Below are 25,604 nucleotides of genomic sequence, written 5' to 3'. Positions count from 1 at the left end.
TTCAAAGTCCTTTCGCGTTCGTCTCGATGGCTGACTCGCGGGCGAGTAGTCGATCTTGCCATTGCTTAGTGAAGTGTTGTCGCACAGAGGCCAGGCTCCCCCTACGCAGATGATTAAACGCCCCAGACCGGGTGACGAGCAGATTCGGCTGGCGTTCGGCCGCCATGCTGGTAGCCGCCTCAGCGTCGTCAGCCATCCCTATGTTCAATAGCTCTGAGGGAGAGGCGCTCACGCCTGATAGGATTACGACAGGGGGAGGGGAAGGGCCGATAACCGTCATCAACGGATCGTCAGATAACTCCCTGACTTCCGGAGCGCTGCCTGCGGGGCCTGACCAATACTTGAGTGCGATGCTCTGTACCGCCCCACAATTCGGGAACGATTGCCAGTTTGTGCCAATTCCACCGACACCCACCGAAACCAACAACAGAACCTCAACTGCGCTGACCAGCAAGTCAACGGTGCGGGGGCCGAGGCGAAGAGCATGCTTGGCGTTTTTCCCTTCTGTTGGCGGGTACAGAAGCTGTTCCAGAAACGTGCGGCGGCTCTTTGGATCCGTCGCGAATCCGTCCAACCATTCCAGCCAAACCGCTTCCATCGCGTCAGCGAGGGCCAGATCAGTAATCGCTGCAAGCTTTTCAGAGACACCTCGTATGAGACGTTGCCATACGAGATCGTCCATGGCGCTTGCGAGCGCTTCAGCTTCAGCCCGGGCTGCGCTTTGTGTCTTGAATTCATGATCCAACTCGCAAGCAAGCCGCTCAGGGTTTTCGAGCCAAGGGAGGTTGTTCAGGTCGCTCTCCGTGGAACCGAAAGTGTGCCCGACCTCATGACCGACGCTACCGCGCCACGCTGGCAAGCCTAACATTAGGCTCTGACTGCCATTAGGCAGGTGCAAAGCCATGCGCAGTATCGCAGATGGAAGAGTGAGATTTGCTCCGATGGAGGGCGTGTATGGGGCGTATATTCTGAGCTTACGGCTCCCAGGTTCGCTGCTCCACATGTGCTCCACAACCCCATGCGCAGAGCAGGAAGCCCTACCACCAAGATCGTGGGTACCAGCGAACGACCATGACCTGCCGGCAGGTAAAACTTCTTCGTCTAATAGATACTGTGCCCAAGTTTCGATATCTGGGCGAAGCTCGTCTTTAAGCTCTTTCAGTACCGCATGGCATCCTAGGGTTGAAACGTGGGAGGTGCCCCAGGTGATGTACGTTAGCAGCCGTTTAAGAGCACGTTCAGGATTGGTGAAATGCCGGCTTAGAGTTTCAGCGCAACGTTGTTCCAAAGTAGCGTCGTTGCCCACGCAGACTATGGTGACTCGACAAAGTACGTCCCTGATCTGGGCCCAATCTGCGAAGCCACACCAGGTCGTCAGCCACGTGTAGGCCCTAACTGTAGGGCCATCCTTGCTGCTAGCTAGATCAATGAGATTGACTCCGTCTTGGCGGAATAGTTTGCATAAAGCATCGACATGGTCGACAGTCAGATCAGCCTTTACCTTCATGCTAGAGCCCACGAGGGTCAACTTGAATTGGCGATCGGGTAGGGCGTCGAATGTTCCTTGGCTGGCATGCTTCGCTAGGCTAGCGAACGCTGAATCCAGGACAGAGTTTTCCTGTGGTGGTTTTTTGGGCTTGAGAGGTGCATTCAAAGGGGGCGGGTTAGGGCCAGGTAAGGGCTGTAATGTCGTTTTCGCAGATCCGCTCTTTACCTGCTTGGCCCTGTACTTTGCCTTGTCAAAATCTTTGGTGCAGAAATCACTGGCTTGGCGTTTGACTTGCAAATGCTCGAAGGAGGTTTGAGAGTGCTGGATCACGACGTCATCCCACTCCTCGATACCGCCCTGTTCGGCTCCGATCGCCAGTGGAGCGAGCCGGCCATCAAGGAACTTCACCAGCATGTCCGACAAACGTTGAGCTATCACTAGCCTCTCGTAATGAGACTTCTGCTCCAGCCGGAACCTTCTAATCATACCGACAGCCCTTCACTTTGTTATTGTCCCGACCAGATCCGCTGGCAGTGTGCCACATGCTAGCACCTGAAATGGCTTAGTAGGGTGCAGTGTGGTGGGGATCGTCACAGCAAACCAAAGCCCTCAATACTCAGGAAGCCTTGGTTCAGTCTCTTAACACCCAAATTGAGGTACTACGCCAGGGAGAGGCCAAGTCCGCTGGGGTGGCTGAACACCTCATGGAGCAGATCTCAGCTCTGCGTGATGAGATAAAGGCACTCCACAAGGCCGCCGCTGTAACTGATCTGCGAGAGCAAGAAACCGTGGCCATCGACAGTGGAGTCGGCAGGATCCTGCTTACGGCCGAGGCGACTTTCCTCGTAGGACATCGCATACCGCTTGCGCGTTATAACTTTGAGATCTTCAGCGTTTAGCTTGGCGATTCTGTCACGTTTTTTGTTGAAAGAAATGCGCGATTTAAGCGACTGGAATAATTTTGTCGATGGCCATTCTTCCAAACATAAACGACCCTCCATAAATTTCTTGCCTAGCACGACATCTGTGGGCCAAAGGTTATCAATGAAGTCGTCAACGGCTCTACAGTCCCTGGCAAGAATGTATGAACTATAGCCCAGCGCGCCAGAAAGTGCGGTATGAATGGAGTGCAGCTTAATATCCGCTCCTACTCTCTTAAACTCACGCCGTAGATATTTAGCATCTTGCTTTAGGCTGTTCAAGGAACAGCCTTTGGAAGTACTGAGTGTTAGAAGGCGGTCGCTCAAGAGGTTGTAGTTATATTGATACTGTTCCTCACTCTGCCAATAACTTCTGTTATTGAAGAGCAGGAAGAATTCTTTGTGATCTGCTAGGTGATGGATCGGCGCTTTTGCTGTGAGTTGATGCTTGTCAGACTGGGGAGGGAGTTGAATGATCATAATCGACTACTGTGCTCAGTGAATGCGTTCCGAAACAAAGCCAGTGTTGCTGATCCGAAAACGCAACCCTAGTTGCGGCGAGTTGATGACTGTTTTTTAGCTCTCATCATAACCGACGAATCGCACATATTAAAATGCAATAACAAGCCACACCTGTAATAATTAAATCATCACAACCAATTGGGGAAATCTGACAATATAATTATATTGTTTGAGGTCTCAGCGCAAAAAACAAAATTCCAAATATTGCCGAATTGGCAATTCATTAAATATTAACTGCCAGCATTAACGGCCATCTCACTATCTAACCTATTGATTTTACTCTACTAGCACTTACCCTTAAAACAATTAATATAAATTGACAGCGCGCCGATTGAAAAAAAACTACAGATTGGCGGAATTGCCTTTGTGGCGCGATGGAAACATAATTTAGTTTTTTCGCACTTCCACTGAGCTCATGAAGTTAAGATTCGCCCCTTGACTCTTCAGAAAAAAATCCTAGGCTAGTTGTTTTGGGTAAAAAAATTCAATTCGAAAGCTAGAGGAAATTCAAAAATGAATGAGAAAAATCAAATTCCCTCACTAAACGGTGGCGCACACCTAAGTAGAATCCCGTACAAGCTCAATCAGCTCCCGTACAAGCCGATTATCACACTCGCGGTCGATAAATTAACTCAAAGTATTATCGGTTTCTCAATTCATGAAATACATGCCGAAAAAAACCTTCAGACTCATACTCGTCAACTGAAAGACACATCTATCAACTGGGTTCGGAATGCAATCGCACACCACTTTTCTGGTAACCCAGGCTACTTCAACGTTGACAGTTCGTCCGAGTTCAGTAATGCCAGCTATGTTAAAGCATTCAAAGAGCTTTCTTTGCAACCAAAGCTCGCCTGGGATACTACAGTAGTTGGGTCGATCAAAATCAAACACATTCTGGAAGACATATTTGTAACCCTATCACTGCCCCTCCGCGGACATCCCCGACCATCGCCTAAAAATCCTCCGCTTGGTGAACTGTGGCGTCAGCGCGGTCGCCGCTTCCCGCGGATTTAGTATAGATAGTATTGAAGGTGCTCATGTGCTCAGCACTCCAAGCAGTGGGCTGAGCACGTGAAGCTTACCCCAGAGGATAATCGCCATGAATAAATTGCTTACGCGAACGGCAAGCAGAGATTTATGGAAGGTAGCAACCAGGTCTATGCATGCGAGCTTGGTCGCCTCGCACAGGAACTGATGGCGGCCACCCCGGCGCTGATACGCAGATTGGAATGTCTCTACGACGAGATTCTGATCGACGAGGTACAAGATCTCAGTGGCTACGACTGGGAAATCGTCCATGAATTGCTTGAGTCACGTATCGAAGTCCGCATGGTTGGTGACGTTCGCCAGGCGGTACTCTCGACCAACCCGAGGGGACAGAAAAACAAACAGTATGGGTACGCAGGTGCGCTTGAGTGGTTTCTTGTGCGCGAAAAGGGAGGGTTGTTGAGCATTGACTATGCGACCACGACTTACCGCTGCCGAACTGAGATAGCGACGTTCTCTGACACTATTTTTGATGAGTCATGGGGTTTCCCAGAAACCACATCTGAGAACCACGTGGTGTCTGAACATGATGGTGTGTACCTGGTGCATTCAAAACATGTCGACCAATACGTCGGGCGGTACCGACCTCAGTGCCTGCGCAGCACCATAGCTTCTGGTAAGGAATTCGCGTTGGACTTCATCAATTTCAAGGTGTCGAAAGGCGCCACATTCGAGCGTGTGCTGATCATGCCTACCGCGCCCATCAAGGCCTTCATCCAGAAGCAGACTTATCTGGAGTCAACGTCCGCGGCTGCCTTTTATGTTGCTGCTACGCGGGCCAAGCAAAGCTTAGCGATCATCATCGACAAACCTGGAAACTCCAAACTACCGGTGTGGATGCCGTAATTGAAAGGAGCAGGGCGCTCATGAGGGTAATGATCTCATGGTAGAGCGAAAGCTCATTTTCCAGTGGCCCCCTTGGGTATCGATGAATACGCGGTGGCTATTGCGAAGCGGATTCATCGCGGTGCGTAGCGTTAATTTCGCAAGAAATTTCAGAGCCTGAAGCCTCGAGCAGGTGGCTCGTATCGAGCACCGACTTCGTTGAGGACTCCAAGCTATGACCACCATGCTGGAACAGGCAAGCGGAGCGCGCAGGCGTGAAGATCGAAGCCCACCGGGTCGAGACGGCGGTGCTAGCCGATGGCTAGGTTTACGACAGCCGATCCAAAGTGGCACGCACATTTATCACATAAATTGCCGGATCTGCTCAGCACCTAGGCAGGGCAAAGCGGTGCTCTCTGTCAATTTATGCTAAATATTGAAGGGAGGCCTAGCAATGCCTGAGATGCCATCCTGCCGGCTATCGGCCACGCCTATGCGTATTAGGCATAGTACCGCCACGAACCATCAGGGGGCACTTGAACCTTTACACTATTGGTAAATATCGGTTTTTTGATCAGACAAACGGTCAAACTTAGTCAGTTAAAATGCAACAGACCGGCAGGTGGAGGCCAGTTTATGAATGCCCCGAACCGCCTTGAAGCGATCCGCCTCGCTCAGCAGCGTATAAGTGAGCTGGAGCAGGAAATAAGCGTCCTTCAGAAAGGTGAGAGCACCACGCCTGACTCTGATTTCTCGGAAAAGCTCGCCAAGCTGATGAAGAAATACAAGCTCAGTTCGGAGGAGGTCATTGCGCTCCTGCTGGTCAGAGGGGATCTAGATCAACGAGCCCTGAGCCTTGAGACCGTGTTGAAACTTCGTTACATCCTAGGTCTCAAGGACGTGGAGGCTTCCCACAGCTCGGAAAAGCCTTTTCGGGTGAGAGGCTGGGTGAATGTCAATGTCGACTAAGCGCAATAAAGCCCTGAATGGGCTTGTGAAAGAGGGCTTTTTTGATGTTGAAAGCGTGGCGCGCTTGTTCGATATCAATAATGTAATTGGTAAAGAATACGCAGACGCGTGTGCAGAATTGTCAGAACCCAGGGTTGCAAGTATGGTGCGTTTCTTGGCTGATCTGGACAGCTTGGCGAAGCAGCATGGCGCCTCGCCGAGGGAAATCATAGTGTTACTAGATCCTGACTATTTTCAACGAAAGGGTAACTCTGTATAGGAGGAGGCGGTCAATTCCGAAATCACACAGAATTAACTGAACTAAATATTCATTTAGTTGAGTTAGGGTCGGAGTTACATCAGAAAGAAGGGTAGTTTTGTATTTGTTGCATTGGAGTGCAACGCGCGCAGGTCATTTGCCCCGGATTTCGCAGTCGGCGATTCTCGTTTACCAAACCGAACAGGATCGAGGTAGACCGGAATCGCAACTAGGCTGGAGCATGATCGGATCGGCAAAGTGTCGGGATTTTCGGGTATCTGGCAGTCTGAGGTGACAGACTGCGCTTCGCCAGGCTGGCTGGTAAGCCGGAGATCAAACCTAGGTTATGGTTTGAGGCTTCACGGCTATCCTTTATGAATCAGCTGTCGCTGTGCGCTTGATCAAATTCGCTGCCTGATGGGTGCGTCGTCCAGCGGTAGTGTAATCAGGAGGCTCGCTGTGGTTCGTGGGATAAAGTGATGCCATCGGCCCTAAATCGCTTCCAAATGCAATGAGGTGGGAATTTCTTCCAATTAGATGATTTAGACCCTTGGTCAGAAATCCGATCGCAAACCGCAGATCGTGTTTTGATCAAAAAGCGAACGGGGATATTCGTTGCCTATGACTCATGTTTCGCTTCGCGCTTAAGGCTCTGTCTAGAGCGCTTGAGACCGTCATCGCAAAATGGGGCGCTTGAACGACTGCCGAGTTTCAGGCAAACCGCACCAGGAAGCAATTTCGTACCAATGGCATCAGTGGACAGAATCGCGAAACGGGTCTACAGGACGGACGGTCAATTCAACCAGTAAAATGGATCGTAATAGGTGGTAAATGCCGCTTAGGTGAGTTTACTTCCGAAATTAGGGTCGGAATGGCTTCCGCGGACTAGGATGATGTGGTTGCGTGTTTCAAGATCTGTGTGGTCAGGGTCAATCATGGGAATATGGAATTACGTGTAATGTATATTATGTTAAATCATGTATTGAGGCAGATCGCCACTGCAGGTGTCTTCCTTGCGACTCCATGAATTTGAAACTTTTCCATCAAAATCGTGCGCCCTGGTAATGACCGATTGCTGCAGCAGACAAACCGCCCGGGAATCCGGGCGGCGCCTGAAAAAAAGGTGACACGTCAGTTTTTGTTGGCGGCCCCCGACATGTAGGTGTCAGGCGGCTCCGGCAGTGCGGCAAGCATGTCGTGCAGTCCGGCAGCCCACTGCATTCGGACACGAATGAAGTACGGGTCATCGGCCGTGATGCGATAACTTTTGGCACCGCTAAAACTGTCTTTCCTGTACACCAGCAGATCCAGCGGCATGCCCACCGACAGGTTGCTGTGCATGGTCGAGTCGAACGAGATCAGCCCACAACGCAGGCCCTCCTCGAGTGACGCTCGATGTGTCAGATTGCGATCGAGGATCGGCCGGCCGTACTTGCTTTCACCCAATTGCAAGAAAGGCGTGTCCTCGGTCGCTTGAATGAAGTTGCCTTGCGGGTAAATGCTGTACACGTCCATCGGCCCGTGCGCGATCTGCCCGCCGACCAGAAATGAGCAACTCAAGTCGGTCTTGCCTGCCAACTTGGTGTGATCCCGGGCGACGACTTCGCGAACGGTTTCGGCCACCAGTACCGTGGCGTCATAGAGCGAGCGGACATTCAACAGGTGCGGGCCCTGCCCCATGGAACGCTGCTTGAGCAGGTTGACCACCGATTGCGAAGTGGCCAGGTTGCCCGCGACTTGCAACACAATCACGCGTTCGCCCGGCGTGCTGAAAATAAACAACTTGCGGAACGTTGAAATCTGATCGATGCCCGCATTGGTTCGTGAGTCGGAGATGAACACCAGCCCGTCGGCCAGGTGCATAGCGACGCAATAAGTCATTTGCGTTAACTCGTGAGTTTTGGATAAGAGGCCATACCGTCTTTGCGACGGCATGGTCAGTTACTGTGACTGCTGCTGGTTTATTGGTGCTGGACCTGGAACAGTGACGTCACCTGTACCCGCGCCAGCATCGATTCGGCCCCGCCACCACGACGCATGCCGCGCACCGGGCAGGCGTCGAGGTAGTCAAGACCGACAGCCAGCTTCAAATGACGCTCGGGTCGAGCCAGGCGGTTGGTGACATCGAAGCTGTACCAACTATCGTCGAGCCACGCTTCGGCCCAGGCATGACTGGCCAAATGGTTTACATCTTCCGTGCACAGGTAACCGGAGACATAACGCGCCGGAATCCCCAGGCTGCGGGCGCAGGCCAGGAAGGCGTGGGTGTGGTCCTGACAGACCCCGCCTCCCCCCGCAAACGCCTGCGCTGCCGTGGTGTCCACGGTAGTTGCGCCCGGGTTGTAGACCATGCGCTCGGCCAGGCCATGCATCAGGTCAATCAGCGCCGTCCGATCACGCCGCGTGCCGCAGTGCTGCACGGCAAAGGCATTCAGGGCATCGTCCGCTTTGGTCAGGTGACTGGTGCGCAAAAACGGCAAAGGCGATTGGCTGTCGCGCTCCAGCTCCCGGTCCGGGTCGATTTCCACCTGACCATAAGCCGTCAGCACCAGGGCTCCGTGGGGCTCGTCCATCGTCAAGACGTGCAGAATGTTGCCGTAAGGATCGAACTGGCTGCGGACCAGGCGCGGTAATTCCAGGTGCCATTCCAGGATGCGCTGACGATCACTGTTCTGCGGTGTCAGGCGCAGGAACTGGATGCTGGTGCAGACTTCATCGGCATAGCTGTAGGTGGTGTCGTGGCGTATGGACAGTTTCATACGACCTCCAGATAGGATTCGTGAACGGTCTGACCGAGATGGCGAACCTGGGAGATGAAATCAGTCAGCCACAGGTGCAGACCGAAGCCGAGAATCTCGTCGATCCCGGTGTAGCGCAGCCGCGCATTCAGTTCTGCGGCCAGGCGTTGGGCCGGACGACCGTTGTTGCCTGGCAGGCTGGCGAGGATCTGGTCCAGTTCCTCGATGCAGGCGTGCAGCGAGCGTGGCACATCGCCGCGCAACAGCAGCATTTCGGAAACCTGCTCGGCGCCGGGCGCATTACGGTAGATCTCGTTGAACGCCTCGAACGACGACAGCGCCCGCAACAACGCGCTCCACTGGTAGTAGCCGCGAGCCGAGTTATCACTCACCTCCTCCGACTCTTCGCCGAACATTTCGTAGCGCGCATCCAGCAGACGCAGGGTGTTGTCGGCCCGTTCGAGGAAGGTGCCCAGGCGAATAAAGCAGTAGGCATCGTTGCGCATGATCGTGCCTGAGGTCGCCCCGCGGAACAGGTGCGAGCGCTCCTTGACCCACTCGCAGAAATGGCTGATGCCGTATCGACCCAGACCATTGCTGGCGATATTGCGCATTTCCAGCCAGGTGGCGTTGATGTTCTCCCACATATCGGCAGTGATACGTCCGCGCACGGCGTGAGCATTGGACCGAGCCGCCTGCAGGCAGCAATAGATACTGTCGGGGTTGGTTTCATCCAGCGCGAAGAAGTGCAGCATGCGCTCGGTGTTGAGTTCGCCGTAGCGTTCGTTGTAGTCGTCCAGCGTGCCGGCGGCCAATAGCGACATCGCCAGCTCGGCGCGGCCATCGGTGCGCCCGGCCTGGGGCATCAGCGACAGCGAGTAACTGACTTCGAGCATGCGCGCCAGGTTTTCGGCGCGCTCCAGGTAACGGGACATCCAGTAGAGGTCCGAAGCGGTTCTTGAAAGCATGTCTTAGTCCTCCACTACCCAAGTGTCTTTGGTGCCGCCGCCCTGAGACGAGTTCACCACCAGCGAGCCTTCGCGCAATGCCACGCGCGTCAGGCCACCGGGCACCAGACGGGTTTCACTGCCCGACAACACAAACGGGCGCAGGTCAATGTGGCGTGGAGCGATGCCGTTTTCGACAAAGGTTGGGCACGTCGACAGGCACAGGGTTGGTTGGGCTATGTAGGCTTCAGGGCGCGCCTTGAGACGCCGGCGGAAGTCCTCGATTTCCGCCGCCGTGGCGGCCGGGCCGACCAGCATCCCGTAGCCGCCGGAACCTTGGGTTTCCTTGACCACCAGTTCGGGCAGATGAGCCAGCACATGGGACAGCTCTTCGGGTTTGCGGCATTGCCAGGTCGGCACGTTCCTGAGGATCGGTTCCTCGCTGAGGTAGAAGCGGATCATGTCGTCGACATAGGGATAGATCGATTTGTCGTCGGCCACACCGGTGCCGACGGCGTTCGCCAGCACCACATTGCCCGAGCGGTAAGCGGCAATCAGGCCGGGCACACCGAGCATGGAGTCCGGGTTGAAGGACAGCGGATCGAGGAACGCATCGTCGAGACGGCGATAGATCACATCCACCTGTTTCGGGCCAGCGGTGGTGCGCATGTAGACATGATCGTCACGGACAAACAGATCGGCGCCTTCCACCAGCTCCACACCCATTTCACGGGCCAGGAACGCGTGTTCGAAGTAAGCACTGTTGAAGCGACCCGGGGTCAGCACCACGGCAGTGGGGTTGTCCAGGGGGCTGGAGCTCTTGAGGGTGTCCAGCAGCAGGTTGGGGTAATGATCGATGGGCGCCACACGCTGGGCGGCGAAGAGTTCGGGGAACAAGCGCATCATCATCTTGCGGTCTTCGAGCATGTAGCTGACGCCGCTGGGGGTGCGCAGATTGTCTTCCAGCACGTAGTAACTGCCATCACCGTCGCGGACCAGATCGACCCCGGAGATATGGGCATAAATGCCGCGGTGCAGATTCAGGCCCTGCATGGCGACCTGATAACCCTCGTTGGCCAACACCTGTTCGGCCGGAATAATGCCCTCCTTGAGAATGCGTTGCCCGTGGTAGATGTCGGCCAGGAACATGTTCAATGCCTGGACCCGTTGAATGCAGCCACGCTCGACCGTCTGCCACTCACTGGCCTTGATGCTGCGTGGAATGATGTCGAACGGAATCAACCGCTCTGTGCCCTGCTCGTCCCCGTATAAGGTGAAGGTGATGCCGGCTCTGTGGAACAACAGGTCGGCTTCGCGACGACGTTGATCCAGCAACTCCAGAGGTGTGTCCGCCAACCAACGTGCGAACTCCTGGTAATGTGGGCGGCAACCACCACTCGCATCATACATTTCGTTAAAAAAAGCTTGGGACATACCCTACTCCTTGCCACGATACAGACGGCATTTTCTTATAACTTCGCTATTTCAATAAAATTAGGCCTTACGTTGTTTAGTGAGTACTGTTTCTGTTGAGCACCTCAGTGTGCGTCGTTAACTTCCTGTCCCATGCGAAAATAAATTCCTCATGATTTCGGCAATCTGTTGACGCGTTCTGACGCCAGAGATTTTGCCTTTCTGATTTGATTTCTGGCGCCCAATTTATAACGTTCCCCATTATCTTTTTCGTAGAAAACCACACTTTCGGTGATTTGAAAGTACTTTTGCAAGGGCTGTGCCTAAGTAGTGTTACAGGTGGCAAAAAGGCAAAAAACCCTTCAATAAAGATGCCTTGGCGACATTTCGTGTCAGTTTTGAGCCGGAAATCGTAAAGCTTACTGAAACGTTTTTTCCACTTGAAACTTGCACAACTCTGAAGCGTACGAAAACGGTGCAATTAGCAACTCAAGTGAGTTTTGTGCCCTATAAGCGGGAAATTTCTACTCACTGTTTTTATTGCCTTTGTAATACAAAGCCTCCCGCGTAGCACGATGATTAATGGCGACGCACTACTAATGATCACAAAAACGCACCAAGAGATGACGTCTGGAGCGAAAAGGCCAAGTCACGATGCAAAAAAGGAATGCAAGAGAGACAGCCAACCCCTGAGGTATTGCCGTCCGTGTAGAGGAGTAGATTTACTGCGGATTATTCGAGGAATTTCCAGGTTGGGGTCACCGACGGCATAGTCGGGGTCATCATTACAGCCTTGGGACGACGCAACAGATACCAGCCGCCGACCAATAAAATCGCTACAACCGGTAACGCTGCCACGGTCAATGTTCCGTTTGGATAATCAAATGCCATCATTACCAATACGCCCACCAGGAACAGCAAAGTCAGCCACGAAGTTACCGGCGCTCCCGGCATCTTCAACGGAACAGTTTCATCGGGCCACCTCGCTGCCATCCGCCAAGGATGACGACGAAGGGCCGTCTTCCCTGTTCGCCTGTACGACTTCGTTATCCTTGGGGGCTAGCAGCACAATTGCCCCCACGATCACTTCGAAAATCCCGGCACCGACAATCACCAGGCCGGTTTCAAAGCGGGCATACAGAGCAGCACCGCAGGCACCGGCAATCAGAATCGACGCGCCCAGCGCCGCAAAACGCAGCCGTGCCAGCCCGGCGATTTCGCTTTGTCTGAACCGTGTTTGAATCAGCAGAATGAAGGAGATGTCGATCAGTGGCCCGCCGAGTGCCGCAAGACTTGCGCCGACCATCATCCCCGTCAGGACGTGTTCCGGTGGCAGGTACAGCACCGCCGCACCGATGATCGCGATGCCCAGGCCGTTAACCACGGAACCGAAGGTAAACCCGTGATACAAGCGACGGATCTGCAGATTGCCCACAACAAAAATGGAGATCAGGTTCCCTGCCCCGTAAGCCCCCATGATCAGGCCGTAGGCAGCAAAACCCTGTACGCCGAATCCCTGGATATCGTATTTGACGACTGCCAGCGCCATGCCGATCGATATACCCACACTCCAGGCAACATTGCCCAGTCCCGCACACACATACACCGCCTGCATCTGGCTGCGTCCCGCAAGACTTCTCCAACCGGCGGTAAATCCGGCACGCCGGCTTGTTGCCTTGACAGGTTGGCGCGGCAATGTCTTGCCCAACTTCATGACCGCCCACGCGGAGATCAGGAAGGTGATGCTGTTCAGGGTGAACAGATGCTCGATCGGAATCAGCAGCGTAATCGCCGCTGCCAGCATTGGCCCGATCACACGGGCGACCCGGATGATCGCATCGAACAGCGCGTTGACCGATTGCAGCTGGTCCGGCGCCGCGGCAATCCGCGGAAGACTGGCGCGCAGCGCCGGCTCGAACAACGAGTTGACGATCATCATGAGCATGAGCGGCACCGCCAGCATCCACAGACTCATGATGCCGAGCCCCCAAGCCAGCACCGGAATCAAGGCAAGCCCGGCCCGCGCCAGGTCGGCGCCGATCATCGTGCGACGGTGGTCCCAGCGCTCAGCCCATATTCCTCCCAGCAAAGCACCTGCCAACGCGGCAGCACCGCGTAAAGCACTGAGCCAGCTTGCATCGGTTCCGGCGATCTGCACCGCCATCCAGGCGATGGCAATCGCGAAGAGTTCGTCACCGATCGAAGAGAGCGCCAACCCTCCCCACAGCAAGGCTACGGGCCGCTGAAGCAACGGCCTGAACAATTTCATATCATCAACTCCGCACAGTCACTCAACAGGTTTGAAAAAGCCTGTCGTCTCGTTACTCGTTGGTTGGAAACGATAACGATATGCCTCTCGCCCTGTGATCCAACCGGTTCGCGTCAATGGCGGTTTTTAGCTAGGGCATGAACCCAGGTAGCTGCCCCACCCGCTCGGCCAGATATTGCATCAGTAATCGCGTACGCAGTGCGCGGTAGCGGCGCTCGGGATAAATCAGAAAAGCGTCGTTTGGCGGGCCATTCCACTCGGGCAGAACACGTACCAACTGCCCGACTTCAAGCAGGTCACTGACAAGCCAGGCCGGGGTGATGCAGAGCCCGGCGCCCTGCAGAAGACCGTCGCGAATGGCCAATGAGCTGTTGGTTCGATAGCGCCCCTGAATCGTGACGCTTACCTGCTCACCCAGGGGGCCATTGAGTTCCATATGATCGCCTGTGGTCAACCAAGCAAACCGCAGGAAATTGTGCTCGTTCAGGTCTGCCGGGCTTTTCAAGGGGGAATGCTGGCGCAGGTATTCAGGGGCTGCCACCAGATACCGCGGTGAGGTCGCTATGCGTCGGGCGACGGCGTTCGGTGGCAAACTGCCCCCCAGGCGCAGGGCCAGGTCGACATTTTCCTCAGTGAGGTCGACGAAACGATCATTGAGGATCAGCTCGACTTCAATGGCCGGGTACTGCTCCATGAACGACAACAGCAACGCATTCAGACGCAACACTCCCAGACTGACTGGAGCGTTGATGCGTAGAAAACCCTCGGGGCGTTCAGTCAGACCGCGCACCTCTGCAACAGCTTCGCTGTACTCCTCCAGCACGCCTTTGGCACGTTCGTAGAACCGCTTTCCCGGTTCGGTAGGTGTCAGCCCGGTCGTGCCCCGAATCAGCAGGCGGGCTCCCAATTGCTTTTCCAGAGCGGCGATCAGCTTGCTGAGCGTGGGCTGGGTGCTGCCCGACTCACGGGCGGCAGATGACAGACTTCCTAGCTCGACGGCGCGGACGAAACACTGCATCGCCTTAAGATTGTCCATGAGTATTCGATTCAGGAATGGGCTGTATGGGATTTCCCCTTCTATCACACTCATTTTGAATAGACCAATCTGGCCTTCCTGAACCATTACCGCCCAAGGAGAAACCTGGATGACTGCCCTTCCCTCGAGAATACCCTTGTCTCTCGCATTGACTGCCCTGCTTGCTGCAAGCCCTGTCATGGCAACGGAAAACTGGGTCACTACCTGGATGGCCAGCCCTCAACCCACCTGGGGCAATGAGTTGCCGCTGCCCACGCGAATTCCTCAAGCACTGGCCGATAGCACGATCCACCAGACAATGCGTATCAGCAGCGGCGGTAGCCGTATACGCGTGGTGGTCTCTAACGAATATGGCCGGCAACCGCTGGTCATCGGTGCCGCGCGTGTCGCCTTCGTAGAGGGTATCGATCACATTCGCGCGGGCTCCGGGCACAGCCTGACGTTCAGCGATCAGGAGCAGGTCAGCATCGCCGCCGGCGAAACGCGGATCAGTGACCCGATAGACCTGGCAGTGCCAGCACTCAGTGAGCTTGCGATCTCTTTTTATCTGCCGCAGCACACGCCGTTGACGACTTTCCACTGGGATGGCAAACAAACGGCATTCATCACACCCGGAAAACAGGTCAACGCTCAGCGGCTGGAAGGCCGCGAGCACGTGGAGGCGCGGCTGTTTCTCAGTGACATTCTGGTGGATGCACCGCCCGACACCCGTGCACTCGTGGTGCTCGGCGACTCCATTACCGACGGCAATGGCTCGACCCTGGACAGCAATCGACGCTGGACGGACTTCCTCGCCCAGCGCTTGATTACACAGAAGCTCGCCGTACTCAACGCCGGCATCTCCGGGGCTCGTCTGCTCGAGGATGGCATGGGGGTCAGCGCGCTGGCACGTTTCGAGCGTGATGTGCTGGGCAAACCCGGGGTAAAAACGGTGATTCTGATGCTCGGCATCAATGACATCAGTTGGCCGGGGAGCTCCTTCGAACCAGACAGGCTCGTGCCGCCCAAGGAAAAACTGATTGCTGGCTATCGTCAATTGATCGATCAAGCGCACCGGAACAACATTCGCATCATTGGAACAACGCTGATGCCCGTCGAAGGCGCCCTGGAGGGAACGATCGTGAAGAATTATCACAGCGCGGAAAAAGAACAATTGCGCCAGGCGATCAACCACTGGATACGAACCAGTCACGCCTTCGACGCAGTGATCGACTTCGATCTCCTGACCCGCGACCCTGAACACCCCACTCGCTTGCTGCCACTTATTGATTCGGGAGACCACCTGCACCCCGGTGATGTTGGCAACAAGGCGATGGCGGAGAGTGCCGATCTGAAAATGCTTTTCTAACACCGTTATCCGGGACGCAGGATTTCTCAGGCAACCGGCCCACAAGGCGCCCCTGTGCCTGAACACCACAGCACATTCATCCTGGATCTCGCCTATGGCAGAAAAGGCACGATGACGACTCTTATGCGAGCACTCCCCCTCTCCTCCACCTCAATGCAGTCTCCGATGTGGGAAGGGCACAAACCCACTAGACTTCCGGTGGGTGAAGCACCCTCTACATTTACAACCCGCATTGCCAGGCCAACGACGATGCCTTGCAGATGGCGCGCGCCTGCATTCCCCACATCGCCATCGTTCACCTGATGGGTACCCTGAGAACGGAGTAATGGATGCTTTATTTTCAGCAAATGCTGGGCACCGCCGTGTTTGCCATTACCGGATTGTTGGCTATCCAAAAGGTAGGTGTCGATCTGTTCGGGGCCGTAGTGCTGGGCATCATCACTGCTATTGGTGGTGGCACCATTCGAGACCTACTGCTCGATCAACCGATTTTCTGGATTGCAGACTTCAACTACATCTGGGTCGCATTGGTTACCTCACTACTGGCATTTTTTCTCACCAATAGATTGCACAAACGCTATCAGCTATTGCTGTATCTCGATGGTTTTGCGGCCGCACTGTTCGGATTAGTCGCTACTGAGAAAGTGATGGCATTACAGCTTGGTGCACCTTTGGCAGTGATGATGGGCGTGCTGACCAGTATTGGAGGCGGCATAGCGCGTGATGTGCTAGCCGGCAGGGCCTCGTTGTTGATGTCACGTGAGATCTACGCCACACCAATCCTGCTGGGGTGCACCTTGTATGTCTTGCTGCGCGATACATTTCCGTCAATCAGGATCGCTGGTTGGATCGCATTGATATTCACCTCAGGATTCAGGTTTCTCGCTATCTACAAGGAGCTCCAAATGCCAGCGATTTTCTCCACCAGGCAGAGGTAAGCTTGACGCTGATATTCGTTAACTGCGACGAACGGAGCTTCTACGTTAACCCTCCGGCCAACACATCTTCCTGATCCCCGCATTTAAGATCAGCCATATACTGATCCGATCCAGCCAGGTCATCCTCACCATGAGCATCGAAGCAAAGCTTCTTCACCTTCAAACCATCCAGAACCTTCTCGCGCCCTACCGCTACCTCTATTGCGTAGACCTTGAGGCAACCTGAGATGAGGTTGATGAGTCGGAATCGCCAAGGTTGCTTGCAGTCGTCCCCGATCAGATGGAAACGATTGAATTGGCCTGGTTGTAATCGATCTGGAAACGCTTGAGATCGTCGATGAGTTCCAGCGCGTCGTTCGCCCCCAAATCAATCCAACCCTCACCGTTTTCTGCAAAAAGCTCACATCCATTCAACAAGCGGATGTGGAGAGTGCAGGAACCTATATGGAAGTTGGCCAGGAGCTAGGAGCGTTTATTACGCGATATCCAAACGCTGCTTGGGCATCGTGGGGTGACTATGACGCAAGACAGCTAGAGCGAGATGCAGGATTTGCTGCGTGCCCCTCCCTGCTAGCCGACCTCACACATTTCAATGCGAGGAAATGGCATAAAGGTCTATACGACAATCGCCCCAAAGGACTGAAGCAAACAATAGAGCCAATGGGCTTGGTTTGGCGGGGTACCGATAACCGAGGGATAGGCGCTAGAAATGTTGCGTGCGTCGTTTATCCAAATCGGCTGAACTCTAGGCGCAATGGCATTGTGGCTTACCTAACGCATAGGCCTAGAGTTACGTACTCAGGAAAGCTGTGTCCAGCCTGCCGCAGCCCAATCCAGATTCTCAGGTATTAGGTATTAGGTATTAGGTATTAGGTAGGGATTACTTGCATCTGCAAGTCTCTGGTTAGCCATTTCCGCTGCGACCCCGAACAGCAATTTAGAGGCATCCTCACCTGCGCTCTGGGTACTGTGCTCGGCTGGCGTCAGCAGCCATTGAGTCGCTTTTGTAGGGTTCATCGTGGCTCTGCCATCGTTTACCTGAATGGCTACAAACTCCTGCCGCATGTGTTTGCCCTGCGGGCCTTGCCACAGCAACATTGCTCCGATTAGTGCCCCCTCGCCGAGCTCAGGAGCTTTGAGCATTGCGGCCAAACCACCAAAGTCATACTCGCAGGCTTTACCCAGCAGGTATTGCATCAGCTTGGAGTTGAGGTCGAGCATATGGAAATGTTGCTTTTATAGTGAAGGAGATGCTCACCTGACTGCCTGCTTGAGCCGGGCCCAAGTGCCCGAAGAAGCGATTTATCGCTCTAAAGGACTCAATTACATCCTAACGAGTGGATGTTAGATTCGCTTTAGGCACTAGGTCAATTCGGCGTCGGCGCCAACAAGCAGGCCGATTTTGGCGAACGTTATCGATTATTTTCGACTCTCTACCGTGCTATAACGCTGAACTTCAATCGACGGAAAATGCATCTCGAAAGTGCTCAACGAAAGCCGCGACCAGAGTGGAATCACGCTCGTGATGGGCAAGAACGACCTCACTTTCACAACCCTCATCTGTGATATCAATGGCATGCAAGGAAGAAGCATCAACCATCGAAACGGGAAGCAGAGCTATGCCGAATCCTGCTTGGATAAGCAATGATTGCGTACTTTTTAACGAATAAACCTGCGCTGACTTCGGCGCAAATCCTGCACGAGCGCAAAGCTCAAATGAAAGATAGCTAAGCCCACCGCGTTTTGGATGTGCTATCGAGACGAATGACTCGTCTCTCAACTCGGCAAGTGATATGGATTTTCTTGATGCCAGATGGTGGGTAGGCCCAACTGCGACGACAACCTTCTCACGAAACAGGGTAAGAAGCTTAATGTCATTTAATTGATGCAAAACCGGCAATCGAAACAATCCAACATCAATGCGATTATTAACTAAATTAATCAGCTGTGCTTCTGAAGACTCCTCCGACACTTCAATATGAACATCGGACATACCCTCAAGATAAATCCCAAGCACATCTTTTAAATTTCCTATAAGCGGAACAGTGCTGGCATGACCAAGCCGAATAGTACCGCTTTGACCGTTGCCTACCGAAGTAGCCAGTCGAGCTGCGCTATCGACGTCAATTAAAATTGATTTGGCCCTAGGTAAGAAGGCTAACCCAGCATGTGTTAGATGGGGCTGTCTTGCGGTACGCTCGAACAAAAGCGTACCAAGGTTACTTTCTAGCTCCTTCACTTGTCGACTTAGCGCTGATTGAGCAATAAACAATCTCTGCGCTGCGACACTGAAGCTTCCATGTTCCGCGATTTCTACAAAATATCGCAACTGCTTCATTGATATCATAACAGCTATGCCAAAATGTGATCAGTAAGATGTCATTTTCATATTAGTGGTTTTTTGCCCTGTTGGGTAGGGTAATGAAAAAACACGTAACGGAAATGCCGACAATGCCAGATGCTTTTCTCCACGCCCCTTTCGACAATACGACCTTGGTAGTAATGTTCGTTACCATCAGCCTGGCATACATAATTTTTTCTATTGCAGGTTTTGGAACGGCACTGGTAGCGGGGCCTGTGTTAGTGAATTACATGCCTCTGTCGCAAGTGATCCCTTTACTGGTGCTCCTTGACTGCGCGGCTGCATTTGGAAAACTGGCGCGATCTCATCAGCATGTGGTGCGCATTGAACTCGCTAGGCTGCTGCCATTCATGGCCATTGGCAGCATGGCTGGCATAGCGGTGCTCCTAAAAACCAAATCTGACGTTTTAATGCTCGCGATGGGGTGTTTCGTGACCTTGTACGCGTTGTATATGCTTACAAAGCCTGTACGAATTAGTTACATATCTGCGGCTTGGGCAATGCCCTTGGGTATGGGCGGCGGCCTGTTTGGCGCCATTTTTGGCAGCGGTGGCTTCCTGTACGCAATATATTTGAACGGCAGGATAAACACCAAAGAGAAAGCAAGTGCCACTCAAAGTACATTGATAGGAATTAGCACGCTCGTACGCATTTCCATGCTCACCATAGCGGGAGCATACGCCGACCTTGCGTTAGTTGTGACTGCGATTTACTTATTGCCAGCTTTAATGTTAGGCCTTTGGGCTGGCGAGCACATCTCATTTAAAATGTCTCGCAATACGTTCACGAAGCTAATAAATATTATCATACTGGCTAGTGGCATTACTCTCGTGTATCGAGCCTATCTGGGTGGCAATTAAAAACACATCAGGCGCGCTTGCCTGGAATTAACTATTTAAAGCGAGGTTTACAAATGAAAAACTCTCAAGCTCTACGTGATCTATTGAATTCAGGAAAAACCATTATGGCTCCTGGTGCCTATGACGGCCTGTCGTCAAGACTAGTCAACCTGGCTGGTTTTGATGCTGTGTATGCAAGTGGTGGCGCTATCGCTAGATCTGCTGGGTATCCAGATATCGGCTTACTGAGCTTTACTGAAGTTATCGAGCGGATTGAGAAAATTGTAGAAGCCAGCGATATTCCCGTTATCGCAGACGCTGACACTGGATTTGGTGGTACTGCCAACGTGCAACGCACCGTGAGGGCACTGGAACGCATCGGTGTTGCCGGCTTCCATCTGGAAGATCAAACATTCCCTAAGCGATGCGGGCACCTGGATAACAAGTCGCTTATTGATACCGAAGAGATGTGCCAGAAGATAAAAGTGGCGCGCGCTAGCTTGCATGACACTAATTGCGTAGTTATCGCTCGCACTGACGCGATAGCAATTGAAGGTTTCGAAGCAGCGCTTGTTAGAGCACAGCGTTACGTTGATGCGGGTGCCGATATGATTTTTGTAGAAGCGCCGGAGACGCTGGAGCAAATTCAGATTATTGCCCAACGGATTCCTGGGCCAAAACTCATGAACATGTTCTATGGCGGAAAAACCCCACTCGTTTCTCTACAAGCACTTGCAGAACTTGGTTATCAACTTGTCATCGTGCCATCGGATCTGCAACGGGCAGCCATCCATGCTATGAAAAAAACCCTGGTTGAACTCAAACGCTCAGGGGATAGCCATGCAATGTCGGCTGAATTAACGAGTTTTTCGGAGCGCGAGCTGATAATTCAAACTGAAAAGTATCTGGCACTGGACGACTTGTAAAAACAGCTTTGCAACCAACATGCGCTAAAAACAAGGAGATGGAATGCTATACCAAGGTGAATGGAATCCCAACGAACTCGATTACCGAGCGCTCGCAGGGCAATGGCATGTGGTCTGCCTGAGTACGGATGTCGGCGACGACCAACCCAAGGCCGTGCGGTTACTTGGCGAAGAATTGGTTTTGTGGCGAGACGACCAAGGTAAAGTCAATGCTTGGAAGGATTACTGCGGCCACCGAGGTGCAAAATTGTCACTTGGTTGCGTCAAACAAGGACAGATCGAATGCCCTTATCATGGATGGCGCTACAGTAGTCAAGGCGAATGCACGTTAGTTCCAGCACATCCCGACCGAAAAGGGCCTTCCTCACAGCGCCTGATTTTTCGCCACTACGCTGAAGAGCGCTACGGATACGTCTGGGTAAGTCTGGAGGAACCGCTGCGACCGCTGCCGGAGTTGCCACAGTGGCATGACGAAAGCTTTCGCAAGGTGTTTGCAGGCCCATACCAGTACAACGCAAACGCGTTGCGCTCACTCGAAAACTTCATCGATGCATCGCACTTCCCCTTTGTGCATGCCAATCTCAATGGTCTGCCGGACGCGCCTGAACCGCTGAAGCGGTACAACGTGAAGGAAGACGAGCATGGCCTGCACTCTTCTGAAATTTGCGTCTTTCAACCGTACGGAGACCATCGTGGGATACCGGTTAATGCCCGTTATACCTATTCAGTCCTGAATCCTACGACTGCATATTTCGTCAAAAAAACCGGTGAAACAGAACGCTTCTGTACCTTTTTCAATGCCACTCCAGTGGATGAATCGCAATGTATTATCTGGCTGATAGTCGCTATTAACTTTGGCCCGGATCTCACGCTCGAACAGATCCTTTCTCGACAAAATACTGTTTTCGAACAGGATCGCCGTATTGTCGAATCCCAACGCCCCCCGCGCCTGCCACTAGACCCACAAGCGGAAATGCATGTGGTTAGTGATCGAATGGGTATTGAGTACCGCCGCTGGATTCGTGCCTTGGGTGAGGCCGCAACCACCAATAAACAAACCCAGGTCATTGAATCTGTTTCTATCTGACAAGGAATGTCAATTATGACTGAATCATCTATCGATTTTCTCACGCGCCTGGAATCCAATGCCCGGACGTACGCTAGGAATATTCCAACAGTTCTGAGTCAAGGTGCAGGCACCGAGGTTGTAGACATCGATGGGCGCCGTTATCTGGATTGCCTTGCTTGCGCAGGTGCTCTTCCCCTTGGGCACAATCACCCATTTGTTCAGCAACGCGTCATCCAGTTTCTGCAGTCCGGGCAGTTGCAACAGGCCCTCGATATCGCGACTCCGGCAAAGCTGCATTTCGTCCAGGAGCTCTACGAGATGCTTCCGCCTGCCTTCGCCAAACGAGCGAAGATCCAGTTCTGCGGGCCTACGGGAGCCGACGCCGCCGAGGCTGCCCTAAAGCTGTTCAAAACCGCGACGAAACGCCGCCCGATCATCGTGTTTCAGGGTGCTTATCACGGTATGACTCACGGCACGCTCGGTATGATGGGCAACCTAGCACCAAAAAAAGAGATTACTGGCCTGCCAGGCGAAGTGCACTTTCTGCCCTACCCCTACGTTTATCGCAGCCCATTTGGCGCCGGAACCAGTCCGGAAGAGACAGAGCGGCTCAGCCTCGTTTGCCTGGAAAACGCCCTCAGCGATCCGGAAAGTGGCATTGGTAAACCAGCAATGGTTTTACTTGAGGCAATACAGGGCGAAGGGGGCTGCATTCCAGCAAGCGCGCATTGGCTGCGCCAAGTGAGGGAAATCACTCAACGGCACGACGTTCCACTGGTCATTGACGAAATCCAGGCCGGTGTTGGTCGCAGTGGCGACCTGTTCGCGTTCCAGCAGGCGGATATCGTGCCGGACGCCATCCTTCTTTCAAAGGCTATCGGTGGTGGTTACCCACTGTCTTTGTTGCTGTATTTAGATCAGTACGACCAATGGAAGCCGGGAGCACACACCGGTACGTTCAGGGGCAATCAGATCGCTTTGGTCAGCGGAGCCGCAACCCTGGAGTTCATCAGAAATGAAGGGCTGCTGGATCACGTCAAGGTTGTCGGTGATCAACTAAGCCAGGGCCTGTTGCAGCTCCAGAATCGCTATCCATGCATCGGTGACGTGCGTGGACGGGGTTTGATGCTAGGTATGGAGATGGTGGAACCGGATGGCCGCGTCGATGCACTTGGTCACCCGCAGGCGGCTGGAGCCATAGCTGCAAGTGTTAAGCGTGCCTGCCTGAACGAGGGCCTGATTATTGAAACGGGTGGACGTCATGGTGCAGTGCTGCGTTTTCTCCCGCCGTTGGTAATCACCAGCGCTCAAGTCGACTTGGTATTGGAGCGGCTTGACCGAGCTCTGGCTGCACAAATGATCAGTTCAACTCGAGTCACGCAAAGTACTCGCCATGTGGAGGTGCTGGCATGAGCACTCGTGGAAAGATCGTTGATGTACTGGGTATCGGATTTGGCCCAGCAAACATCGCATTGGCAATCGCCCTGGAAGAATTGGCTCCAGGCATGAGCGTGCAATTTCTTGAAAAGCGCCTGGGCCCATTGTGGCAGCCGAACATGTTGCTGCCGGGCTCGGATATCCAGAATCATCCGTTGCGAGATCTGGTGACCCCACGCAATCCGCGTAGCCGTTACAGCTTCACTAACTTCCTGTTCGAACAAGACCGCCTGTACGAGCATTTGAACCTTCCGTTGCATCATCCTCTGCGTGCGGAATATGCCCAGTACGTTTCTTGGGCTGCAAATTTCTTTGAAGACATCGTCGCCTATGGTTGTGAAGCTGCATCGGTGGAAGCAGTAAACCCATCAAATGGCGAAGGCGCCCACTACAAAGTGTGCTGCGTCGATGGCGGGGTATTTCTTGCTCGTTCTTTGGTGCTCGCCCCTGGCCGTACGCCTCACATTCCTGCCCCTTTCGCGGGGATCAAAGATCGACGCGTACGCCATTTAAACGACTATTTGCCTGCCCTCGCTGAAGCTGTGGCAGACACCGATGGGCGATGCCGCATAGCCGTAATCGGCGGTAGTCAGAGCGCGGTAGAGATTTTACTGCACGCAAGTGATCAGACTGGCGTACGAGAGGTCGTAGGGTTCACACGTAATTTTGGCTATCGCCAGAAGGATACAAGCCCGTTTTCCGACGAGGTCTACTTTCCCTCATTTGTCGACACATTCCACAACGCCAGCGCAGAACATAAGGCGCGGTTACGTCAGGAACTGGTGCATACCAATTATTCGTCTGCCGACATCGATGTCCTAAACCAGCTCTATGTACGTAAATATGAGCAAATGCTGCAAGGTGAAAGTCGGTTGCAACTACGAACGAGTGAGGACATGGTCGGTTGCATACCTACCCCTAACGGGGTGCAAATCAAAAGTCGGCAGTATCTTCAAGGGAGCATTCATAGCCAGTCGTTCGATTTAGTGATTCTGGCCACGGGTTTTCTCGACCTCGGCACCGGAGACCGTCAGGAGCCCTTCCCGAGTTTGCTAGCCCCAATCGCCCGTGAAAATGAAATCGACACGTTGACCATTGCCAGGGATTATCGCGTCGACTTGCTCAACGGCTTGCCCACCTACCTCAACGGGTTATGCGAGTCTTCACATGGCATGGGGGACGCAGGCTCGTTCAGCTTGCTGGCGTTACGTTCACAAAGCATCGTGGAATCACTGACCAGCAACTTGGAAGCCAGGGTGCAGCGCCATGCTTAACCAGGCCATAAGCGAAATGCTGGCGGCGCCTTCTTGTTGGCAAACACAACTGCCCTGTCGCACCGCTCGCGCCGGTAACCTTCCGTTTGAAAGTGATGTAGTGATAGTGGGAGCGGGAATTGGCGGATTAGCAGCAGCGCTACGGGCGCTGGAGTCAGGTTACTCGGTAACTGTGTTGGAGGCCGGGGACGTTGGCTCTGGGGCAAGTGGTCGCAATTCGGGCTTTGTGGTACCCATACCATCGAGGCACTCGCCGGAGTCACTCCAACATATGCTAGGCGAGGATACAGCGCCATTTTTAGCCGCACTGAGCGAAACAGCGAAGGCTGTTTTTGAGTACGCCCCATCCGAATTAACTGTCAAAGGCTGGGTACTACCAATGGTTGGAGCTGCAGGGGTTGAGGCCCATAAACTGGCAAAGAATTGGATGCGCCTGGGGGTCAAGGTAGACCCCATGGAGCCCGAAGCACTGGAGACTGCATTAGGGACTACTGAGTATGCCGAAGGCCTCCATTTTAGTGATGCTGGTGCCATCAATCCCCTCGCGTTCGTGTACCAACTGGCGGACACGGTCAACCGCAAAGGTGGGCATATCATCGAACGTTGCAGTGCGCTCGATGTTCGACCGAAGGAAGGCTGGGTTGCCGTCAAAACTGAGCGAGGTGAGATCAGGGCCGGGCGCGTATTTATCGCCGGCAATGCCTATGGTTCAGCGGCCAGCCTTACGACTCGGCGAGCAGTTAGTCCGCTAGCCCTAACCCTTGCGACTTTCGCCGTGCCGCAGCTGTGCCGGGCCGAAAGGCAGCTGCCATTTTCAGACAACCGCAAGGACATGTGGTTTGCACGCCGTTTGGGGCCTACAAAGCTCCTGACGGGCTGCTTCGCGTTACCGCTCCAGCGCTCTTCCGCTTGCAGTGCATTGCTCCAGAATCGCATCAAGCGCCTCTACGGCACAGTTGTGCAAGAGCCCGAGCAACAGTGGGCCGGGTGGGTGG

General features: G+C 53.7%; 23 protein-coding genes and 1 pseudogene. 13 read left to right on the top strand and 11 right to left on the bottom strand.

Annotated features, from left to right (window positions below):
- Nucleotide 1: 1 nt before the first annotated feature.
- Both KGA81_RS27105 and KGA81_RS27100 read right to left on the bottom strand, forming a co-directional pair.
- Nucleotides 2-1,975, bottom strand: coding sequence for an ABC-three component system protein (locus KGA81_RS27105; protein ID WP_223550209.1), 1,974 nt, complete (start codon nucleotides 1,973-1,975; stop codon nucleotides 2-4).
- 230 nt (nucleotides 1,976-2,205) lie between these two features.
- On the bottom strand, nucleotides 2,206-2,889 hold the full coding sequence (locus KGA81_RS27100; RefSeq protein ID WP_223550207.1) for a hypothetical protein: 684 nt from the start codon (nucleotides 2,887-2,889) through the stop codon (nucleotides 2,206-2,208).
- A 555-nt stretch (nucleotides 2,890-3,444) separates the two neighbouring features.
- On the opposite strand from KGA81_RS27100, the gene KGA81_RS27095 reads away from it, so the two are divergent.
- From KGA81_RS27095 to KGA81_RS27080, 4 genes are all read left to right on the top strand, one after another.
- A complete protein-coding gene (locus tag KGA81_RS27095; protein WP_223550205.1) occupies nucleotides 3,445-3,948 on the top strand; it encodes a hypothetical protein in 504 nt (167 codons plus the stop codon).
- Between the two features lie 123 nt (nucleotides 3,949-4,071).
- Nucleotides 4,072-4,827: a UvrD-helicase domain-containing protein gene (locus KGA81_RS27090; RefSeq protein ID WP_223550203.1), complete on the top strand. Its 756-nt coding sequence runs from the start codon at nucleotides 4,072-4,074 to the stop codon at nucleotides 4,825-4,827.
- A 615-nt stretch (nucleotides 4,828-5,442) separates the two neighbouring features.
- Entirely contained in the window at nucleotides 5,443-5,775 is a 333-nt protein-coding gene (locus KGA81_RS27085) for a hypothetical protein (protein WP_223550201.1), read from the top strand.
- Nucleotides 5,765-6,034 carry a hypothetical protein gene (locus KGA81_RS27080; protein WP_217835163.1) on the top strand — a complete coding sequence of 90 codons (270 nt, stop codon included), beginning with the start codon at nucleotides 5,765-5,767 and terminating at the stop codon, nucleotides 6,032-6,034. The genes KGA81_RS27085 and KGA81_RS27080 overlap by 11 nt, the downstream gene beginning before the upstream one ends.
- Nucleotides 6,035-7,144: 1,110 nt before the next feature.
- On the opposite strand, the gene KGA81_RS27075 is transcribed toward KGA81_RS27080, so the two are convergent.
- The 7 genes from KGA81_RS27075 to KGA81_RS27045 form a co-directional block, all read right to left on the bottom strand.
- The gene (locus KGA81_RS27075) at nucleotides 7,145-7,894 is read right to left on the bottom strand and encodes a peptidase (RefSeq protein ID WP_223550198.1); all 750 of its coding nucleotides are present in this window, start codon (nucleotides 7,892-7,894) and stop codon (nucleotides 7,145-7,147) included.
- Nucleotides 7,895-7,974: 80 nt separating this feature from the next.
- The gene (locus tag KGA81_RS27070) at nucleotides 7,975-8,772 is read right to left on the bottom strand and encodes a transglutaminase domain-containing protein (protein ID WP_223550196.1); all 798 of its coding nucleotides are present in this window, start codon (nucleotides 8,770-8,772) and stop codon (nucleotides 7,975-7,977) included.
- A complete protein-coding gene (locus tag KGA81_RS27065; RefSeq protein WP_115948004.1) occupies nucleotides 8,769-9,719 on the bottom strand; it encodes an alpha-E domain-containing protein in 951 nt (316 codons plus the stop codon). Before KGA81_RS27065 ends, KGA81_RS27070 begins: the two co-directional genes overlap by 4 nt.
- A gap of 3 nt (nucleotides 9,720-9,722) precedes the next feature.
- A complete protein-coding gene (locus tag KGA81_RS27060; RefSeq protein WP_223550194.1) occupies nucleotides 9,723-11,132 on the bottom strand; it encodes a circularly permuted type 2 ATP-grasp protein in 1,410 nt (469 codons plus the stop codon).
- 711 nt (nucleotides 11,133-11,843) lie between these two features.
- Nucleotides 11,844-12,071, bottom strand: coding sequence for a hypothetical protein (locus KGA81_RS27055; protein WP_223550192.1), 228 nt, complete (start codon nucleotides 12,069-12,071; stop codon nucleotides 11,844-11,846).
- A gap of 10 nt (nucleotides 12,072-12,081) precedes the next feature.
- A complete protein-coding gene (locus KGA81_RS27050; RefSeq protein ID WP_223550189.1) occupies nucleotides 12,082-13,380 on the bottom strand; it encodes an MFS transporter in 1,299 nt (432 codons plus the stop codon).
- Nucleotides 13,381-13,510: 130 nt separating this feature from the next.
- A complete protein-coding gene (locus tag KGA81_RS27045; RefSeq protein ID WP_223550187.1) occupies nucleotides 13,511-14,416 on the bottom strand; it encodes a LysR family transcriptional regulator in 906 nt (301 codons plus the stop codon).
- Nucleotides 14,417-14,525: 109 nt separating this feature from the next.
- Between KGA81_RS27045 and KGA81_RS27040 the strand changes: the two genes are divergently transcribed.
- The 3 genes from KGA81_RS27040 (at nucleotide 14,526) to KGA81_RS30320 (ending at nucleotide 17,554) form a co-directional block, all read left to right on the top strand.
- Entirely contained in the window at nucleotides 14,526-15,764 is a 1,239-nt protein-coding gene (locus tag KGA81_RS27040) for an SGNH/GDSL hydrolase family protein (protein ID WP_223550185.1), read from the top strand.
- Nucleotides 15,765-16,093: 329 nt separating this feature from the next.
- Nucleotides 16,094-16,702: a trimeric intracellular cation channel family protein gene (locus KGA81_RS27035; RefSeq protein ID WP_223550183.1), complete on the top strand. Its 609-nt coding sequence runs from the start codon at nucleotides 16,094-16,096 to the stop codon at nucleotides 16,700-16,702.
- Between the two features lie 294 nt (nucleotides 16,703-16,996).
- Nucleotides 16,997-17,554: an exonuclease gene (locus tag KGA81_RS30320; protein ID WP_411736577.1), complete on the top strand. Its 558-nt coding sequence runs from the start codon at nucleotides 16,997-16,999 to the stop codon at nucleotides 17,552-17,554.
- Nucleotides 17,555-17,557: 3 nt separating this feature from the next.
- Here KGA81_RS30320 and KGA81_RS27025 read toward each other — a convergent pair.
- A pseudogene (locus KGA81_RS27025) lies at nucleotides 17,558-17,926 on the bottom strand (ATP-dependent helicase); the annotation flags it as partial.
- 232 nt (nucleotides 17,927-18,158) lie between these two features.
- On the bottom strand, nucleotides 18,159-19,049 hold the full coding sequence (locus KGA81_RS27020; RefSeq protein ID WP_223550179.1) for a LysR family transcriptional regulator: 891 nt from the start codon (nucleotides 19,047-19,049) through the stop codon (nucleotides 18,159-18,161).
- A 74-nt stretch (nucleotides 19,050-19,123) separates the two neighbouring features.
- On the opposite strand from KGA81_RS27020, the gene KGA81_RS27015 reads away from it, so the two are divergent.
- The 6 genes from KGA81_RS27015 to KGA81_RS26990 form a co-directional block, all read left to right on the top strand.
- Nucleotides 19,124-19,924: a sulfite exporter TauE/SafE family protein gene (locus KGA81_RS27015; protein WP_317850827.1), complete on the top strand. Its 801-nt coding sequence runs from the start codon at nucleotides 19,124-19,126 to the stop codon at nucleotides 19,922-19,924.
- Between the two features lie 53 nt (nucleotides 19,925-19,977).
- Nucleotides 19,978-20,829, top strand: coding sequence for an oxaloacetate decarboxylase (locus KGA81_RS27010; protein WP_223550176.1), 852 nt, complete (start codon nucleotides 19,978-19,980; stop codon nucleotides 20,827-20,829).
- Between the two features lie 43 nt (nucleotides 20,830-20,872).
- Nucleotides 20,873-21,916: an aromatic ring-hydroxylating oxygenase subunit alpha gene (locus KGA81_RS27005; RefSeq protein ID WP_108215618.1), complete on the top strand. Its 1,044-nt coding sequence runs from the start codon at nucleotides 20,873-20,875 to the stop codon at nucleotides 21,914-21,916.
- A gap of 15 nt (nucleotides 21,917-21,931) precedes the next feature.
- Nucleotides 21,932-23,311 carry a diaminobutyrate--2-oxoglutarate transaminase family protein gene (locus tag KGA81_RS27000; protein ID WP_223550174.1) on the top strand — a complete coding sequence of 460 codons (1,380 nt, stop codon included), beginning with the start codon at nucleotides 21,932-21,934 and terminating at the stop codon, nucleotides 23,309-23,311.
- The gene (locus KGA81_RS26995) at nucleotides 23,308-24,609 is read left to right on the top strand and encodes a SidA/IucD/PvdA family monooxygenase (RefSeq protein WP_223550172.1); all 1,302 of its coding nucleotides are present in this window, start codon (nucleotides 23,308-23,310) and stop codon (nucleotides 24,607-24,609) included. Before KGA81_RS27000 ends, KGA81_RS26995 begins: the two co-directional genes overlap by 4 nt.
- The coding region (locus tag KGA81_RS26990) for an FAD-binding oxidoreductase (RefSeq protein ID WP_317850826.1) at nucleotides 24,602-25,604 on the top strand (1,003 nt) is incomplete at its 3' end. The genes KGA81_RS26995 and KGA81_RS26990, both read left to right, overlap by 8 nt.

This window comes from Pseudomonas sp. A-B-19 (genome assembly GCF_019947515.1).
Taxonomy (GTDB): domain Bacteria; phylum Pseudomonadota; class Gammaproteobacteria; order Pseudomonadales; family Pseudomonadaceae; genus Aquipseudomonas.
Note: the sequence above shows the minus strand (reverse complement) of the source record. Positions and strands in the feature narration are given on the sequence as shown.

Coding starts and splice junctions, on each gene's coding strand:
- KGA81_RS27005 (WP_108215618.1), top strand. CDS start 20,873: ATGCTATACCAAGGTGAATGGAATCCCAACGAACTCGATTACCGAGCG.
- KGA81_RS27070 (WP_223550196.1), bottom strand. CDS start 8,772: ATGAAACTGTCCATACGCCACGACACCACCTACAGCTATGCCGATGAA.
- KGA81_RS27065 (WP_115948004.1), bottom strand. CDS start 9,719: ATGCTTTCAAGAACCGCTTCGGACCTCTACTGGATGTCCCGTTACCTG.
- KGA81_RS27090 (WP_223550203.1), top strand. CDS start 4,072: ATGGAAGGTAGCAACCAGGTCTATGCATGCGAGCTTGGTCGCCTCGCA.
- KGA81_RS27060 (WP_223550194.1), bottom strand. CDS start 11,132: ATGTCCCAAGCTTTTTTTAACGAAATGTATGATGCGAGTGGTGGTTGC.
- KGA81_RS27105 (WP_223550209.1), bottom strand. CDS start 1,975: ATGATTAGAAGGTTCCGGCTGGAGCAGAAGTCTCATTACGAGAGGCTA.
- KGA81_RS27010 (WP_223550176.1), top strand. CDS start 19,978: ATGAAAAACTCTCAAGCTCTACGTGATCTATTGAATTCAGGAAAAACC.
- KGA81_RS27020 (WP_223550179.1), bottom strand. CDS start 19,049: ATGATATCAATGAAGCAGTTGCGATATTTTGTAGAAATCGCGGAACAT.
- KGA81_RS27000 (WP_223550174.1), top strand. CDS start 21,932: ATGACTGAATCATCTATCGATTTTCTCACGCGCCTGGAATCCAATGCC.
- KGA81_RS27075 (WP_223550198.1), bottom strand. CDS start 7,894: ATGACTTATTGCGTCGCTATGCACCTGGCCGACGGGCTGGTGTTCATC.
- KGA81_RS27095 (WP_223550205.1), top strand. CDS start 3,445: ATGAATGAGAAAAATCAAATTCCCTCACTAAACGGTGGCGCACACCTA.
- KGA81_RS27040 (WP_223550185.1), top strand. CDS start 14,526: ATGACTGCCCTTCCCTCGAGAATACCCTTGTCTCTCGCATTGACTGCC.
- KGA81_RS27100 (WP_223550207.1), bottom strand. CDS start 2,889: ATGATCATTCAACTCCCTCCCCAGTCTGACAAGCATCAACTCACAGCA.
- KGA81_RS26995 (WP_223550172.1), top strand. CDS start 23,308: ATGAGCACTCGTGGAAAGATCGTTGATGTACTGGGTATCGGATTTGGC.
- KGA81_RS27050 (WP_223550189.1), bottom strand. CDS start 13,380: ATGAAATTGTTCAGGCCGTTGCTTCAGCGGCCCGTAGCCTTGCTGTGG.
- KGA81_RS27035 (WP_223550183.1), top strand. CDS start 16,094: ATGCTTTATTTTCAGCAAATGCTGGGCACCGCCGTGTTTGCCATTACC.
- KGA81_RS27045 (WP_223550187.1), bottom strand. CDS start 14,416: ATGGACAATCTTAAGGCGATGCAGTGTTTCGTCCGCGCCGTCGAGCTA.
- KGA81_RS27015 (WP_317850827.1), top strand. CDS start 19,124: ATGAAAAAACACGTAACGGAAATGCCGACAATGCCAGATGCTTTTCTC.
- KGA81_RS27080 (WP_217835163.1), top strand. CDS start 5,765: ATGTCGACTAAGCGCAATAAAGCCCTGAATGGGCTTGTGAAAGAGGGC.
- KGA81_RS27085 (WP_223550201.1), top strand. CDS start 5,443: ATGAATGCCCCGAACCGCCTTGAAGCGATCCGCCTCGCTCAGCAGCGT.